Below are 14,754 nucleotides of genomic sequence, written 5' to 3'. Positions count from 1 at the left end.
GCGCCAGCGGCTCAAGCAGCTCGCCAACGAAAAACGGCCCGGGCGCTCTTGCGCACGGGCCGTCAAGTCCAGACCTTTCCGCTACACCGTTCGGTACCTGAAACGGGACCTTAACTGAACGGCATTACACCCTCGGGTGCCTTTTTTTATTTCTGCGACAAGGGGTTCATTCAGGCGTGCGGCGACGGATACCGCACGTCCAGCACGTCGATCGGCTCCGGCCCAGCCGGCGTGTGCAGCGTGACCTGATCGCCGATCTTCGCCTTCAGGAGCGCCCGCGCGACGGGTGAAACCCAGCTCACGTGACCGAGGTCGAGATCGACCTCGTCGATGCCGACGATCGTGATCGTATGCGCCTCGCCGTCTTCGGTGCCATACTCGACAGTCGCGCCGAAGAACACCTGATCCACGCTTTCCTGCCGGCTGCTGTCCACGACCTCGGCCAGATCCAGTCGCTTCGTGAGGAAGCGGATGCGCCGGTCGATTTCGCGCAGCCGGCGCTTGCCGTAGATGTAGTCGCCGTTCTCGGAACGGTCGCCGTTCGAGGCCGCCCACGAGACGAGCTTGACCACTTCGGGCCGTTCCTCGTCTATCAGGTGCAGCAGCTCGCTGCGCATGCGCTCATAGCCGGCCGGCGTGATGTAGTTCTTCGTGCCGGCGGGAATCTCCGGGAGACCGGCTTCGAGATCGTCGTCGTCGTCGGTCGATTCTTTGACAAAGGCCTTGTTCATGATGGGATCACTGCGTTACCTGTACTGATTGACTCACGACTACCAGCGTACACGAACCTCGCCCCAAGACAAATCACGAAAAGGGCCTTCCCTTTTTTTGAAGCCCTGCTATAATCTCTTTTCTGCGTGCGGCTGTAGCTCAGTTGGATAGAGTACTTGGCTACGAACCAAGGGGTCGTGGGTTCGAATCCTGCCAGCCGCGCCATTCATTCGAAGCGTTTCCCGTCTGTTGATCCGGGAAGGGTTTCAAGCAGTATAGTGTTGTAAGTAGTATCGTTTTAGCGTGCGGCTGTAGCTCAGTTGGATAGAGTACTTGGCTACGAACCAAGGGGTCGTGGGTTCGAATCCTGCCAGCCGCGCCACCAAATAAAGGGCCTTTCCGAATGGAAAGGCCCTTTGTCTTTTCAGCTGCAGAATTGGGGGCTCCAGGTGTCGCGCGAGAAGCGGCACCCTAGCGCGGCGGCGTGCCGATGTCGCCGATCTGGGCATCGGGGCGCGGCAGATCCTCCACGTCGCCGATCGCGCTAGGCTCCGCCACAGGCTCCATGCCCATGCCCAGCAACGCCTGGGGCTGCCGCAGCATCTCCCCTACCGTCTTACCGAAGCGGCTCGCGACGAACGCCCGCAGCAGCGCCTCGCGCGTGGTTTCTCCGTAGGCCTCCAGGACTGCGCCCGCCTCCCCCTCGAACTCGGCCACGCAGGAAGCCGGCTCGCCTTCGCGCAGCTCGACGCGCCTCGTGCGGTCGAGCACCACGCCGGCCGCCTCCCAGGAATCAGTGGGCATGAAGCGGCCATCCCACGGACGCCCGCGGTCGTTGCCGCGCACGGCGACCGTCTCGCCACTGTCGGTGAAATAGATTTCGCGCACGAAGTCCGGAAGGCTGCGCGCCACCCAGTAGTCGAGTGCGAGGCCGGTTAGTTCAGCTACGTTCATTGCGAGTCCCTCGTTTCGGTTCGAAGGAAGATGGCGACGTGACCGGCAGGCGCGGTCAGGCTGCCGCGAAGATGCGGCCGATGAGATAACGATAGATTACCGCGCGGGACGCGCGATGGGAGCGCTCCGTGCCACGCAACAGCGTTGCCGTCAATAATCCGCGCGCTCGCGCTCGATGCGCATGCCGCCGTCGTGGCGATGATGCCCGTCGTCGCTCGAACGCTCGCGCGCGATGCGCATCACGTCCGGATTCGTGCGCACGCGGCGCATGACGTTCGCGAGGTGCACGCGATCGCTCACCTGGATCACGAAGCGCAACATGTTCGATTCCTGTGCCAGATCGTCGTCCATCGCGATGTGCACGATGTTGGCGTCCGCCGACGTGATGTCGGCCGCCACGCGCGCGAACACGCCCTTGGTGTTCTTCACCAGCACCTTCACGGCGACGTCGAACAGACGCCCCGGCTGCGGCGCCCACGCCACGTCGATCCAGCGGCCCGGGTCGCGCCGGTGGATGCGCTGCGCCACGCGGCAGTCGGTCGTATGGATCGCCATGCCAAGGCCGATGCCGATGTAGCCCATGATGTCGTCGCCGGGAATCGGGCGGCAGCAAGCCGAAAGCTGCACCGACATGCCCTCGGTGCCCGTGATGACGACCGGCGGCGCCGGCGGCGCATTCGGGTCGCGCGGCGGATGGTGATGCTCGGCGTCGTCGGCGTCCTGGCCGCTCATCAGCACTTCGATGCGCTTGGCCATGACCGCCGCCACGCGCCGGCCAAGACCGATGTCGGCGAAAATTTCCTGGCGGTTCTTGTTGCCGGTCCACAGGACCAGCTTCTCCCACACTTCCGGCGTGACTTCCGAAAGCTGGTAGCCGTAACCCTTGAGTGCCTGATCGACGAGCCGTTCGCCCAGCTGCACCGACTCCGTGAGACGCATCGTCTTCAGGTAGTGCCGGATCGCCGAGCGCGCCTTGCCGGTACGCACGAAACCGAGCCACGCGGGATTCGGCTTGGAGTACGGCGCCGTGATCACCTCGACGATGTCGCCGCTCTTCAGTTCCGTACGCAGCGGCAGCAGCTCGTTGTTGATCTTTACGGCCACGCACTGGTTGCCGAGGTCGCTGTGGATCGAATAGGCAAAGTCGAGCGCCGTGGCGCTGCGCGGCAGCGCCATGATCTTCGACTTCGGCGTGAAGACGTACACGGCGTCCGGGAACAGGTCGATCTTGACGTGTTCGAGGAATTCGCTCGAGTCGCCCACCTCGCTCTGGATGTCGAGCAGCGACTTGAGCCACTGGTGCGCGCGCTTTTGCACGTCGTTGAGATCGGCACCGCCGTTCTTGTAGAGCCAGTGCGCCGCCACGCCGGCTTCGGCGATCTCGTGCATCTTGCGCGTGCGCACCTGGAACTCTATCGGCGCGCCGAACGGGCCCACGAGCGTCGTGTGCAGGGACTGATAGCCGTTCACCTTGGGAATGGCGATGTAGTCCTTGAACTTGCCCGGCACCGGCTTGTAGAGCGCATGGAGCGCGCCGATACAGGTGTAGCACTCGAGCGCCGACTCGACCACGACGCGAAAACCGTACACGTCGAGCACCTGCGAGAACGACAGCTGCTTGTCGCGCATCTTCTTGTAGATGCTGAAGATGGTCTTCTCGCGGCCGGTGACTTCGGCGTCGAGCTTCGCGTCGGCAATCGCGCGCTGCACCGCTTCCAGAATCTTGCTCACCACCTCGCGGCGATTGCCGCGCGCGGCCTTCACCGCCTTTTCGAGCGTGGCGTAGCGATTCGGATTGAAGTTCGCGAAGCTCAGGTCCTGCAGCTCGCGATAGGTGTTGTTCAGGCCGAGACGGTGCGCGATGGGCGCGTAGATGTCGATGGTCTCGCGCGCCACGCGGCGGCGCTTTTCGGGCGGCACCGCGCCGAGCGTGCGCATGTTGTGCAGCCGGTCGGCGAGCTTCACCAGAATCACGCGAACGTCGCGCGCCATCGCGAGGAGCATCTTGCGGAAGTTCTCCGCCTGCGCTTCTTCGCGGTTGCGAAACTCCATCTTGTCGAGTTTCGACAGGCCATCGACCAGTTCCGCGACCTTCGCGCCGAAGCGCTCGGCGAGTTCCGCCTTGGTCACGCCCTGGTCTTCCATCACGTCGTGCAGGAGCGCGGCCATGATGGACTGCGCGTCGAGCTTCCAGCCGGCGCAGATTTCCGCGACGGCGACGGGATGGGTGATATAGGGTTCGCCGCTCTGGCGATATTGCCCGAGGTGGGCTTCATCGCTGAAGTGGAACGCCGCCTTGACCTCCTTGATTTCCTCGGGAGTGAGGTAACCGGAGAGCGCGGCGGTCAGATTGGCGATGGAGACGACCCCGTGCTTGCGGGGCTGCTCCGGCGTCGCGGTCGGACCGAACAGATGGCGAAACGACTGTTCGAGGACCGCGTCGATGTAATTGCGCGCAGGGCTCGCAGTCTCGGCTTCCTGGTCCACCTCGGTGGCCGGCGAGGGCGTGATGCTCATGTTCCCCTCCGTATCAGGTTTGGCGTTGACGGTTAGGCGGCTGCGGCGCTACGAACTACATGGCGATCGACAATGCCTCGGAACGCGCCCTTAGACGGGCACCTTCTTCAGCATTTCGAGGCCGACCTGGCCAGCCGCGATCTCGCGCAGCGCGACAACGGTTGGCTTGTCGCGGCTCTCGATCTTGGGCGTGTGACCTTGTGCGAGCTGGCGGGCGCGATACGTCGCGGCGAGCGCCAGTTCGAAGCGGTTCGGAATCTGTTTCAGACAATCTTCGACGGTGATGCGGGCCATGTCGGGTTCCTTCTCATTCTCAGCAGGTTCTTATTCTACCTTATGTGCCCGACGCGCCGGGCTGCGGGTGGTGGATACCGAGCTGCACGAAGAGCTCGGTATGCCGCGCGTATTGCGAAGCGAAGCGCAGGCGCGTGGCGCTCACGATGTTACGCAGCTCCTGCAACGCGCGATCGAAGTTCTCGTTGATCACGACATACTCCGATTCGCTCGCATGCGCGATCTCGCTGCCCGCTGCAAGCAGGCGTCGCGTGATGACGTTCGGCTCGTCTTCGCCGCGCTTTTTCAGTCGGTCGGCGAGCGCTTCGAGCGACGGCGGCAGGATGAAGATTTCCACCGCATTGCGGAACTGCTTCTTCACTTGCTGCGCGCCTTGCCAGTCGATTTCGAGCAGGACGTCATGGCCGATTTTCATCTGGTCTTCGATCCACACGCGCGACGTGGCGTAGTAGTTGCCATGCACTTCCGCGCTCTCGAGAAACTCGCCCGCGGCGTGGCGCGTGAGGAAGTCGTCGACGGTCGTGAAGTGATAGTGCTCGCCGTCGCGCTCCTTCGAACGCGGCGCGCGCGTCGTGTACGAAACCGACAGGCGGATCGCGCTGTCTTCAGCGAGCAGCGCGTTCACGAGCGTCGACTTGCCCGCCCCCGAAGGCGCCACCACCATGAAGAGGTTGCCGGGGTACATGCCCGCGTACGGATTGCGCTTCTTGTCCTGCTTCGCGTCCGTTTTGGGGGTGCTGCTTTGGTCGGTCATGTTCGTTGCTTCCTTCATTCGAGATTCTGGACCTGCTCGCGCATCTGCTCGATGAGCAGCTTGAGCGTCATCGAGGCGTCGGCGAGTTCCTTCGCCGCCGCCTTCGAGCCGAGCGTGTTCGCTTCGCGGTTGAGCTCCTGCATCATGAAGTCGAGACGCTTGCCGACGCGGCCGCCCTTCTCGATCACGTGACGCGTTTCGTTCAGATGCGCCGTGAGGCGCGAGAGCTCTTCGGCGATGTCGATGCGAATGCCATACATCGTCACTTCCTGGCGAATGCGCTCGGCGATTTCTTCACGCGAGATGTTGCCGATGCTGCCGCCGTTGCCGTTGCTGTCCGGCGCGGCGATGCCGAGCGCTTCCTGCAGACGCTCGACGATCTTCTGCTGGTGCTTCGCGATCAGCTCCGGCACGAGCGGCGTGATGCGCGCGACGATCGCTTCCATTTCGGTCACGTTCGCGAGCAGCATGTTGGCGAGCTGCGCACCTTCGCGAGCGCGCACTTCGATCAGATCGGCGATGGCCTGCTTGCCGCAGCCGAGCACCGCGTCGCGCAGCACCTCGGGCGCCACGCCGCTTTCCGCCAGCACGCCGGGCCAGCGCAGGATCTCGCCCGTGCGCAGACGGCCCGAGTCGGGAAACGCTTCGAGCACGGCGCGCTCGAGCCCGGCGAGCTGATCGAGCGCGTCGCGGTTGAGCGCGCCCGCGTTGGCGCCCTGCTCGCTCTTCTGGATGTTGATGCGGATGTCGACCTTGCCGCGCGAGAGCTTCGTCATCAGCATTTCGCGCAGCGTGGGCTCGCACACGCGCACGTCTTCGGGCATGCGGAAGTTCAGGTCCAGAAAGCGCGAATTCACCGTGCGCAATTCGACGGAGACACTCGCGCCGCCCGTGCCCGAAGCCGCAGCAAGCTCGCGCGTGGCGCTGGCATAGCCGGTCATGCTGTAAATCATGGTTCGTCTCGCGAAGAAAGCCGTGGCGTCGTGCGCTGCGCGCGCGGGTCACGGCGAGGAAATCGAGGCGCCCGGCGTGTTGTCACGAATGGACGAAAAGCGCGGGGCGGAGAAACCGCATTATCCCATTTTTGAGGGCGCGCCTTCGCAAGCGCGGGCTGCGCGCCGCTTCTGGCCGGAGCGCCCGCCTTTCTGCCCTCCTGCCGCGCTTGCGCCGCCTTCGGGCCGCGCCCGTCGCGTGGCGCGCGGAGGCGGTAAAATCATGGTTTCCCCTTCCCTCTCGTGCCCTCGCGCACCTTCACGATGACCCAATCCATCCAGCGCCCCTCCGGCCGCGCCGCCGACCAGCTTCGCGAAGTCCGCATCACCCGCAACTACACGAAGTACGCCGAAGGATCGGTCCTCGTCGAGTTCGGCGACACCAAGGTGCTGTGCACCGCGAGCGTGTCCGAAAGCGTGCCGCCGTTCCTGCGCGACAAGGGCCAGGGCTGGCTCACCGCCGAATACGGCATGCTGCCGCGCGCCACGCACACGCGCAGCGACCGCGAAGCCGCGCGCGGCAAGCAAACGGGCCGCACGCAGGAAATCCAGCGCCTGATCGGCCGCGCGATGCGCGCCGTGTTCGACCTCGAAGCGCTCGGTGCGCGCACCATCAACCTCGATTGCGACGTGCTGCAAGCCGATGGCGGCACGCGCACGGCGAGCATTACGGGCGCGTTCGTGGCGGCCCACGACGCCGTCTCGAAGCTGCTGGCCACGGGCCGCATCGAGCGCTCGCCGATTTCCGACTACGTGGCCGCGATTTCGGTCGGCGTGTACGAGGGCGTGCCCGTGCTCGACCTCGACTACGACGAAGACTCGCAGTGCGACACCGACATGAACATCGTCATGACGGGCTCGGGCGGCATGGTCGAAGTCCAGGGCACGGCGGAAGGCGCGCCGTTCTCGCGTGACGAACTGAACGCGCTGCTCGATCTGGCACAAAGCGGCATTCGCTCGCTGATCGAGAAGCAGAAGGCGGCGCTGGAGATTTCGCATGGCTGATCTGCAGCCGGATTCGACGGCTAAAAGCGCAGCTCGCGCGCTCTCGCGCGTCGTGCTCGCCTCGAACAACGCAGGCAAGCTGCGCGAGTTCGCGGCGCTGCTCGGCGCGGCCGGCATCGAGCTCGTGCCGCAAGGCGCGCTCAACGTGCCTGAGGCCGAGGAGCCGCACCCCACCTTCGTGGAGAACGCGCTCGCCAAGGCGCGCCACGCGGCGAAACTCACGGGCCTGCCCGCGCTCGCCGACGACTCGGGCCTGTGCGTGCGCGCGCTGCGCGGCGCGCCGGGCGTGTATTCGGCGCGTTACGCCCAGCTCGCGGGCGGCGAGAAGAGCGACGCGGCGAACAACGCGCTGCTCGTCGCGAACCTGAAAGATCACGCGGATCGCCGCGGCTACTACTACTGCGTGCTCGCGCTCGTGCGCCATGCCGACGACCCCGAGCCGCTCATCGCCGAAGGCCGCTGGCACGGCGTGGTGCTCGACGCGCCGCGCGGCGACAACGGCTTCGGCTACGACCCTTACTTCTACGTTCCGGAGCTCGAGGCCACGGCTGCCGAGCTCGATCCGGCGCTCAAGAACGCGTCGAGCCATCGCGCCATCGCCTTGCGCCAACTGCTCGCGCGACTCCAGGAGGAAGCGTGAGCCAGCAGCATCGAATTGGCATCGAGGTGGTCCAGTCGTTCACGATGCCCGGCAGCATTCGCCTGACTTCGCTGCCACCGCTCGCGCTCTACGTGCATTTCCCGTGGTGCGTGCGCAAGTGCCCGTATTGCGATTTCAACTCGCATGAATGGAAGGGCGAACGCTTCCCCGAAGACGATTACCTCGACGCGCTGCGCGCCGATCTCGAGCAGGCGCTGCCGCTCGTGTGGGGCCGCCAGGTGCATACGGTGTTCATCGGCGGCGGGACGCCCAGCCTGCTTTCCGCAGCGGGTCTCGATCGACTGCTTTCGGACGTGCGCGCCCTGCTGCCGCTCGACGCCGACGCCGAAATCACGCTCGAAGCGAATCCAGGCACCTTCGAAGCCGCGAAGTTCGCGCAGTTTCGCGCGAGCGGCGTGAACCGGCTTTCGGTGGGCATCCAGAGCTTCAACGAGGCGCATCTGAAGGCGCTCGGACGCATTCACGACGCCGCGCAGGCGCGCCGTGCGGTCGAGGTCGCGGCGAAGACTTTCGACAACTTCAACCTCGACCTGATGTTCGCACTGCCGCAGCAGACGCTCGCCGAATGCCAGGCCGACATTGAGGCGGCGCTCTCGTTCAAGCCGCCGCATCTGTCGCTGTATCACCTGACGCTCGAGCCGAACACGCTGTTCGCCAAGTTTCCGCCCGCCCTGCCCGACGACGACCAGTCCGCCGACATGCAGGACTGGATTCACGAGCGCACGTCGGGCGCGGGATACGGGCGCTATGAGGTCTCGGCTTACGCACAGCCGGATCGCCAATGCCGGCACAACCTCAACTACTGGCGCTTCGGCGACTATCTCGGGATCGGCGCCGGCGCGCATACGAAGCTCTCGTTTCCGAACCGCATCGTGCGCCAGGCGCGCTACAAGCATCCGGCGACCTTTATCGAGCAAGCGCGGGCGGGCACACCGGTCCAGGAAGAGCACGAAGTGAGCGCGCGCGACTTGCCGTTCGAGTTCATGCTCAATGCGTTGCGACTCGTGGAAGGGTTTCCGGTGCATCGTTTCATCGAGCGCACGGGACTGCCGATCACGACGATCGAACCGGCGCTGCAGGAAGCCGAGCGGCGCGGGCTCATCACGCGCGATTATGAAAAGATCGCGCCGACCGAGTTGGGGCAGCGCTTCCTCAACGACTTGCAGGCGATGTTCCTGAAAGACCCGCACTGAGGTCGACGCAGATCGACTGGGCGACTGCCGCCGCGTGTGGGTTTCGGGTTACAATGCGCGGCTCCGGAGGTGTGGCAGAGTGGTTGAATGCACCGGTCTTGAAAACCGGCGAAGGGGTAACCCTTCCGTGAGTTCGAATCTCACCGCCTCCGCCAATTCGTGAAACCTGGCGCGTCTCAGCGCCAGCGTGTCGTCAAGATGCCGGCCGCCAGGCCGAAGCGGCACTGATCAACGAGATACCCGCCCCTGCGCTACGCGAAAATGCGTGGTCGACATCGCGCCACAAATAATCAGGACTGCGAGTTATTTTGCGCTGGCAAATCATGCTCGTGCCGAGCGCATCGACACGCCAATCGCAATTAAAGGGTCAAACCCAAAAACCGGTTCAGCAAATTGCGCTCAATTCACTAGGTGAAAACCCTAATCATGAGGTAAAATCCTGCCCATTGAGATGGGAAAGATCGCCATGCCGCACCAATACCAACTGCTCGAAAAATTCGCGTTTTCGCTCGTCGTCCTGTTCGCCGTGATGTGCTCCAGCTACATCGCGTGGGAAAGCTCGCCCAACCTGCGTGACAACTTCCAGGTCGGCAAGGAGCTGTTCCTGAAGAGCGGCGAATACTCGTACGCCTGCGCAACGACCGCGGCCGATCCCTGCGCGCAGTTCCCGGTCGAATAAGCAGCCTCAGGCACCCGCCATTTCGCCCGTCCCGTGACTACGCGGGACAGTTCTGATTGCTTCCCGCTGCGTATCGTCTAAGCTCGATTCAGGTTCCGCTTCCGAGCTTGTTCGACATGCTCATCCGCGTCCAGTGGTCTTGCGGTTCATCCGCACACAGCGCCTCCCTCGCACGGCGCCTCGGTCTGGTTTTGCTGCTCGCGATGCTCGGGTGCCTCGGCGCCTGCACGATCACGCCGCCGCCAAGGCCGCTTCTCGTCATCCCCCCCGCGGCGATCAACAGCGCCACACTCGACGACTACCGCACCACGGTCGCGAAACACATCGTCGAGCACAACCCGTCCTACGTTTTGCACGGCGCGCCCCAGGCCATGCTGCGCTCGCTCGTGGTCGTGTCGTTCACGGTCAATCGCAGTGGCCAGATCGTGAAGTCGTCGGTGTACCGGACCAACGGCGACGACGAAGCCGAAGCCACCGCCCTCGCCACATTGCGCCGCGCCGCGCCGCTGCCGCCGCCGCCCGGCGGACTGCTCAATTCCGCGGGCCAGCTCGAGATGTTCGAGGACTGGCTCTTCAACGACAACGGCAAGTTCCAGTTGCGCACGCTCGCCTCGCCGCAGGCGCAGAACTACCAGTGACCCACACGCTTCGTGCCGATGCCTGACGCGCGCGCCTGCTTACGCCCACCTTGCTGCACGGCGCGCACGGTCGTTATAATTTTTCGCTATCCCCAGCCGGCGGCCGCCGGCCATGCCTCTTGCCACGCGCCATCCGCGCGGCCGCGCGAGGCTTCGACCGCGCTTTCGCCCTGTTGCGCCTATCGGCGCGCGCTTTGGCCGGTCAGGAATCGACGCGCACGGCTCGCGCCGTGCGATGCATACTGGCGAAGCGTCGCCGCCTGACGGACGCTGCCGCGGCGTCGAGCGCCAGCTACGCGCCCCGTCACGCTGCGAGCCTGAACAAAGACGCCCGCGCTAGCCCCGCAAGACTCAGGCGCGAGCGCGTCACAACGACTGGAGACCCCTGGATGTCCACCTCACCCATTTCGCCCGCGCGCGCCGATCAGGCAGACGCAGCGAAGCAGCAAAGCACCGCGCGTGTGATCTTTGCGAGCTTTATCGGCACCGCAATCGAGTTCTACGACTTCTATGTGTACGCAACGGCCGCCGCGCTCGTGATCGGCCCCGTGTTCTTCCCGCACGGTTCGGCCACGGCGCAGGCGCTCTCGGCGTTCGTCACCTTCGGCATCGCGTTCGTCGCGCGGCCGATCGGCTCGTTCATCTTCGGCCACTTCGGCGACCGTATCGGCCGTAAATCGACGCTGGTGGCGTCGCTGCTCGTCATGGGCCTGTCCACCACGCTGATCGGCTTCCTGCCCGGCTATGACGCGATTGGCAGCCTCGCGCCGATCCTGCTGTGCATCCTGCGCTTCGGCCAGGGCATCGGCCTGGGCGGCGAATGGGGCGGCGCCGCCCTCCTCGCGACGGAATACGCGCCGCAAGGCAAGCGCGGCTGGTTCGGCATGTTCCCGCAGCTCGGGCCGTCGGTGGGCTTCCTCGCCTCGAATGGCCTGTTCTTCGGCCTCGCCTCGACGCTCTCCGACCAGCAGTTCCGCGACTGGGGCTGGCGCGTACCGTTCATCGTCTCGGCGGTGCTCGTCGCGCTCGGTCTGTACGTGCGCCTGAAGATCGCCGAAACGCCCGCCTTCAAGGCCGCCGTCGAGCGCGAGGAACGCGTCAAGGTGCCGGTCGCGACGCTGCTCTCGCAGTACTGGTGGCCGACGCTGCTCGGCGCGCTCGCCATGGTCGTGTGCTACACGCTCTTCTACAACGCCACGGTGTTCTCGCTCTCGCACGGCGTGACGGCGCTGCACATTCCGCGCCCGACTTTCCTCGGCATGCTGTGCATCGCGGTGGTGTTCATGGGCATCGCCACGCCGATCTCGGCCTGGCTGTCCGACCGCTTCGGCCGCAAGCCCGTGCTGATCGTCGGCTGCATTCTGGCGATTCTCTCGGGCTTCACGATGGAGCCGCTGCTCGGCAGCGGTGCGACGCCGCTCGTGCTGCTCTTCCTCGTGATCCAGCTGTTCCTGATGGGCGCCACGTTCGCGCCGATGGGCGCGCTGTTGCCCGAGCTGTTTCCGACCAGCGTGCGCTACACGGGCGCGGGTGTGGCGTACAACCTGGGCGGCATTCTCGGCGCATCGGTTGCGCCGTATATCGCGCAGGTGCTGGCCGCGCGCGGCGGACTCTCGTGGGTCGGCGCGTATGTGTCGATCGCCGCCTGCGTGAGCCTGTTCGGCGTCCTGTGCATGCGCGAGACGCGCCATACGTCGCTCTCGTAACGCATCGCCGCATCAATAAAAAAAGCGGAGGCCGCCTGGCGGTCTCCGCTTTTTTTATGCCCTTTTTGATCGCTTTGGGTATGCGCGATGCGTGTCTATACTCGGATCAACAAGCGGGGAGCGATTTCCTGGGGGAGCCGACGATGAACCTGCATCTGAGCAACGCCGACATTGTTCTGATCATCGGCCTCGCCCTGGGCATCTCGCTCCTGCTGGCGTTTCGACTGCGCACCGCGACCTGGCGTGCGGTCCTGCTCGAAGCGCTGGCGGCGAACGCCGCAGCAATTGCCGCGGTCGTCGCGATTGAAATGCTGCTTGCCTGAAGGCCGCCGTGCCGCGGGTACCGCTAGTGCGGCACCGTCCGGCGGCGATCAGCGATAGTAGTAGCCGTGATGGTAGCCGCCGCCGTAGTAGCCGCCGGCCGGCACCACGACGCAGCCGCCCAGCGAAGCCGCGAGCAATGCGCCGGCGATGAGGGTAAGCGTCAATCGTTTCACAGTGGTCTCTCCCTTCAAGTCAGTGTCTGTGTCCGGCCACGCGATATCGGGCTGGACGGTTACGATTGAACACGACGGCGAAGGCATGAGGCGTTGCAATTTGTAAGCAGCGGTGTGGCCCGTGTAACAGCATCGGCGCGCAAAGCCTTTTGCATGCGCTGCGAGGCGCGCGCCTGCAATACAAGCACGACACTTTTAACAAGCTCGTAATGGGAAACGGCGGGGAAAGCACGGCGCAACGCGCGTGCCGCCCCGCGAAAACTCAAGCGGCGTGAACGCGCGACGACTGCATAGACGCGCCGCCGTCGCGCGCCGGGTAGATGCGATCGACCGCATCGATCGCCACCTGCACGGGCGGCACGTGATGGCCATCGCCGATCGAGATCGAGCGATTGGGCGCACGCACGCCGCTGTGTTCGGCGTCGGTCGAAACGAACACCATCACGGTCGGCTTGAGGAGCGCGTGCGAGAGATGCACGAAGCCCGTGTCGGTGCCGACCACGAGCGCGCTATCCTCGATGCGCTGTGCGACCTGGGAAACCGTGAGGCGCGGCAGCACCGTCGCGCCCGGGATGAGCGCCGCGATCTCGCGCGCCGTGGCGAGCTCGTTATCGGAACCCCACGGCAGTTCGATGCGCAGGCCACGGGCGATCAGCGCATTGCCCAGTTCGCCCCAATGCGCGACCGGCCACTTCTTCTCGTCTTTCGAAGTCGCGTGAAAGAGCAGCGCCGTGGGTGCGTCGGGCGCGGGCAGCGCGGTGCCGTCGCGCGGCACGCGCATCTGGAATTCGGGCGGCGTGTCGACCGTGTAGCCGAGCGCCTCGCCCGCGCTGATGCGCATGCCGTGCCACGCATCGCACTTCGGACGCGGCCCGAAGCGGCCGTTGTACGCGAAGGCCGCGCCGCGTTCGCCGAGGTCCTGCGAGAGATAGCCAAAGCGGCGCCGCCCGCGGGCGAGAAACGCGATGATGGCGCTCTTGTACACGCCGTGAATGTCGACGATGGCGTCGTAGCGGTAGGCGCGCAGTTCCGAAATCGACGCCCAGATGGCCTTGAAATCGCTCCAGCGGCGCGCCTTCTTGAAGCGGCGCAGCGGCGCGCAGAGCACGCGGTCGACGCCGGCGTTCCAGCGCACGATATCGGCAAAGGCCTCGTCCGCGGCCCAATCGACCTTAACGCCGGGGAAGGCGCGCTGCACGTCGGCCACGACCGGAAGCGCCTCGACGATGTCGCCGAGCGAAGTCACTTTGACAATCAAAACTCGTTTCATTGTGCTGCGGGCCGCAGGGCCCGAAATTCCAGTCTTCAAGGGATTAGCCGGGATTTTAGCGGACGAACCTTGCGCCGGCCTGCGAATCGGCGATCCTGGATGAGCGAAATCTGTCCCTTTGTTACCGAAGCCGCGCGGGGCATCGACAATGCATGCCGCAAAACGCGCCGGGCCCGACACGCCAATGCGCGCCGGGCCCGGTCGGGACGATCCGTCGAGGGATCGATAAAGCGGTCGACGACTAGTACACGACGACCGGCGCGGGTCTCACGTACATGGGCCGCGCCGGCACGACGATGCAGCCCGCCAGCATAAGCGCGAGTACGGCCGCCGCGAGCAGTTTTTTACTCATGATAGGGCTCCCCTCAGGCTTGAACGATCAGGCAGCCCAGTGGCCTTCGACCCAGCGCCAGTTCGGGCCGTGGGCGATCCAGTGGCCCGGCACCCAGTGATAGCCGACACGCTCAGCCTGCCAGTGGCCCCTCATCCACACGTACTGGCCGTGGTCCCAGCGCCAGTGGCCCTTGTCCCACACGTAGCCCACGCGCGGCGCCGGCACGACTTCCACGCGTTCGGCAGGCGGCGGCGCACTCGGCTCGACCACGACGATTTCGGCAAGCGCCGGCGCCGCGACCGCGCAGGTGCCAGCGGCAACGATCGCGGCCTTGGCGATGAAGAGGCGAATGGAGTTGTTCATGTTGATCACCCTTGAATGTGGACGCCATGATTGGCGTTACCCGATCAATGCGCGAGTACGGGGTTGCGCTGACAGCGGCGGTGTAACGGCGCGGGGTGAAGTGAAACGGAATATTTCGGTAAGGCAGGCGAGCGGGCCGAAGCGCGGCGCGAGAGAGGAAGGCGCGAAGGAACAACGAAGCGATAC

The 14,754-nt window shown here is 65.1% G+C and carries 16 protein-coding genes and 3 tRNA genes; 10 read left to right on the top strand and 9 right to left on the bottom strand.

Annotated elements, in window-relative coordinates; genetic code table 11:
* Positions 1 to 170 precede the first annotated feature (170 nt).
* Positions 171 to 731, bottom strand: coding sequence for a transcription elongation factor GreB (gene greB, locus AB4Y40_RS11510; RefSeq protein WP_368687754.1), 561 nt, complete (start codon positions 729 to 731; stop codon positions 171 to 173).
* A 128-nt stretch (positions 732 to 859) separates the two neighbouring features.
* Here greB and AB4Y40_RS11505 point away from each other — a divergent pair.
* Positions 860 to 936, top strand: a tRNA-Arg gene (locus AB4Y40_RS11505).
* Between the two features lie 80 nt (positions 937 to 1,016).
* Positions 1,017 to 1,093: transfer RNA gene (locus AB4Y40_RS11500), tRNA-Arg, on the top strand.
* Positions 1,094 to 1,182: 89 nt separating this feature from the next.
* On the opposite strand, the gene AB4Y40_RS11495 is transcribed toward AB4Y40_RS11500, so the two are convergent.
* The 5 genes from AB4Y40_RS11495 to AB4Y40_RS11475 form a co-directional block, all read right to left on the bottom strand.
* On the bottom strand, positions 1,183 to 1,665 hold the full coding sequence (locus AB4Y40_RS11495; protein WP_368687753.1) for a phage protein NinX family protein: 483 nt from the start codon (positions 1,663 to 1,665) through the stop codon (positions 1,183 to 1,185).
* Positions 1,666 to 1,815: 150 nt separating this feature from the next.
* Positions 1,816 to 4,182 carry a bifunctional (p)ppGpp synthetase/guanosine-3',5'-bis(diphosphate) 3'-pyrophosphohydrolase gene (locus AB4Y40_RS11490; protein WP_368687752.1) on the bottom strand — a complete coding sequence of 789 codons (2,367 nt, stop codon included), beginning with the start codon at positions 4,180 to 4,182 and terminating at the stop codon, positions 1,816 to 1,818.
* Positions 4,183 to 4,272: 90 nt separating this feature from the next.
* On the bottom strand, positions 4,273 to 4,476 hold the full coding sequence (gene rpoZ / locus AB4Y40_RS11485; RefSeq protein ID WP_006400783.1) for a DNA-directed RNA polymerase subunit omega: 204 nt from the start codon (positions 4,474 to 4,476) through the stop codon (positions 4,273 to 4,275).
* Positions 4,477 to 4,516: 40 nt separating this feature from the next.
* Positions 4,517 to 5,230: a guanylate kinase gene (gmk, locus tag AB4Y40_RS11480; protein WP_368687751.1), complete on the bottom strand. Its 714-nt coding sequence runs from the start codon at positions 5,228 to 5,230 to the stop codon at positions 4,517 to 4,519.
* 14 nt (positions 5,231 to 5,244) lie between these two features.
* On the bottom strand, positions 5,245 to 6,183 hold the full coding sequence (locus AB4Y40_RS11475; protein ID WP_324156884.1) for a DUF1732 domain-containing protein: 939 nt from the start codon (positions 6,181 to 6,183) through the stop codon (positions 5,245 to 5,247).
* A 303-nt stretch (positions 6,184 to 6,486) separates the two neighbouring features.
* On the opposite strand from AB4Y40_RS11475, the gene rph reads away from it, so the two are divergent.
* The 8 genes from rph to AB4Y40_RS11435 all read left to right on the top strand — a co-directional run bounded on the left by rph (position 6,487) and on the right by AB4Y40_RS11435 (position 12,427).
* Positions 6,487 to 7,227: a ribonuclease PH gene (gene rph, locus AB4Y40_RS11470; RefSeq protein ID WP_321929957.1), complete on the top strand. Its 741-nt coding sequence runs from the start codon at positions 6,487 to 6,489 to the stop codon at positions 7,225 to 7,227.
* Positions 7,220 to 7,867, top strand: a complete 648-nt coding sequence (rdgB, locus tag AB4Y40_RS11465; RefSeq protein WP_368687750.1) for an RdgB/HAM1 family non-canonical purine NTP pyrophosphatase — start codon at positions 7,220 to 7,222, stop codon at positions 7,865 to 7,867. Before rph ends, rdgB begins: the two co-directional genes overlap by 8 nt.
* 44 nt (positions 7,868 to 7,911) lie before the next feature.
* The gene (gene hemW, locus AB4Y40_RS11460; protein WP_368687761.1) at positions 7,912 to 9,081 is read left to right on the top strand and encodes a radical SAM family heme chaperone HemW; all 1,170 of its coding nucleotides are present in this window, start codon (positions 7,912 to 7,914) and stop codon (positions 9,079 to 9,081) included.
* A 65-nt stretch (positions 9,082 to 9,146) separates the two neighbouring features.
* Positions 9,147 to 9,236 (top strand) — tRNA-Ser (locus AB4Y40_RS11455).
* 311 nt (positions 9,237 to 9,547) lie between these two features.
* Positions 9,548 to 9,760, top strand: coding sequence for a hypothetical protein (locus AB4Y40_RS11450; protein ID WP_028205175.1), 213 nt, complete (start codon positions 9,548 to 9,550; stop codon positions 9,758 to 9,760).
* A 203-nt stretch (positions 9,761 to 9,963) separates the two neighbouring features.
* Entirely contained in the window at positions 9,964 to 10,398 is a 435-nt protein-coding gene (locus tag AB4Y40_RS11445) for a TonB family protein (protein WP_368687760.1), read from the top strand.
* A 389-nt stretch (positions 10,399 to 10,787) separates the two neighbouring features.
* Complete coding sequence (locus AB4Y40_RS11440; RefSeq protein WP_110388028.1) at positions 10,788 to 12,104, top strand: MFS transporter; 1,317 nt, start codon at positions 10,788 to 10,790, stop codon at positions 12,102 to 12,104.
* 143 nt (positions 12,105 to 12,247) lie between these two features.
* Positions 12,248 to 12,427, top strand: a complete 180-nt coding sequence (locus tag AB4Y40_RS11435) for a hypothetical protein (RefSeq protein ID WP_368687749.1) — start codon at positions 12,248 to 12,250, stop codon at positions 12,425 to 12,427.
* A gap of 48 nt (positions 12,428 to 12,475) precedes the next feature.
* Here the strand turns inward: AB4Y40_RS11435 and AB4Y40_RS11430 are convergent, their stop codons facing one another.
* From AB4Y40_RS11430 to AB4Y40_RS11420, 3 genes are all read right to left on the bottom strand, one after another.
* On the bottom strand, positions 12,476 to 12,601 hold the full coding sequence (locus AB4Y40_RS11430; protein ID WP_256094537.1) for a hypothetical protein: 126 nt from the start codon (positions 12,599 to 12,601) through the stop codon (positions 12,476 to 12,478).
* A gap of 262 nt (positions 12,602 to 12,863) precedes the next feature.
* Entirely contained in the window at positions 12,864 to 13,871 is a 1,008-nt protein-coding gene (waaC, locus tag AB4Y40_RS11425) for a lipopolysaccharide heptosyltransferase I (RefSeq protein ID WP_368687748.1), read from the bottom strand.
* Positions 13,872 to 14,250: 379 nt separating this feature from the next.
* Positions 14,251 to 14,568, bottom strand: a complete 318-nt coding sequence (locus tag AB4Y40_RS11420; RefSeq protein WP_368687747.1) for a YXWGXW repeat-containing protein — start codon at positions 14,566 to 14,568, stop codon at positions 14,251 to 14,253.
* Positions 14,569 to 14,754 lie beyond the last annotated feature (186 nt).

The organism is Paraburkholderia sp. EG287B, assembly GCF_040965595.1.
Lineage (GTDB): Bacteria > Pseudomonadota > Gammaproteobacteria > Burkholderiales > Burkholderiaceae > Paraburkholderia.
Note: the sequence above shows the minus strand (reverse complement) of the source record. Positions and strands in the feature narration are given on the sequence as shown.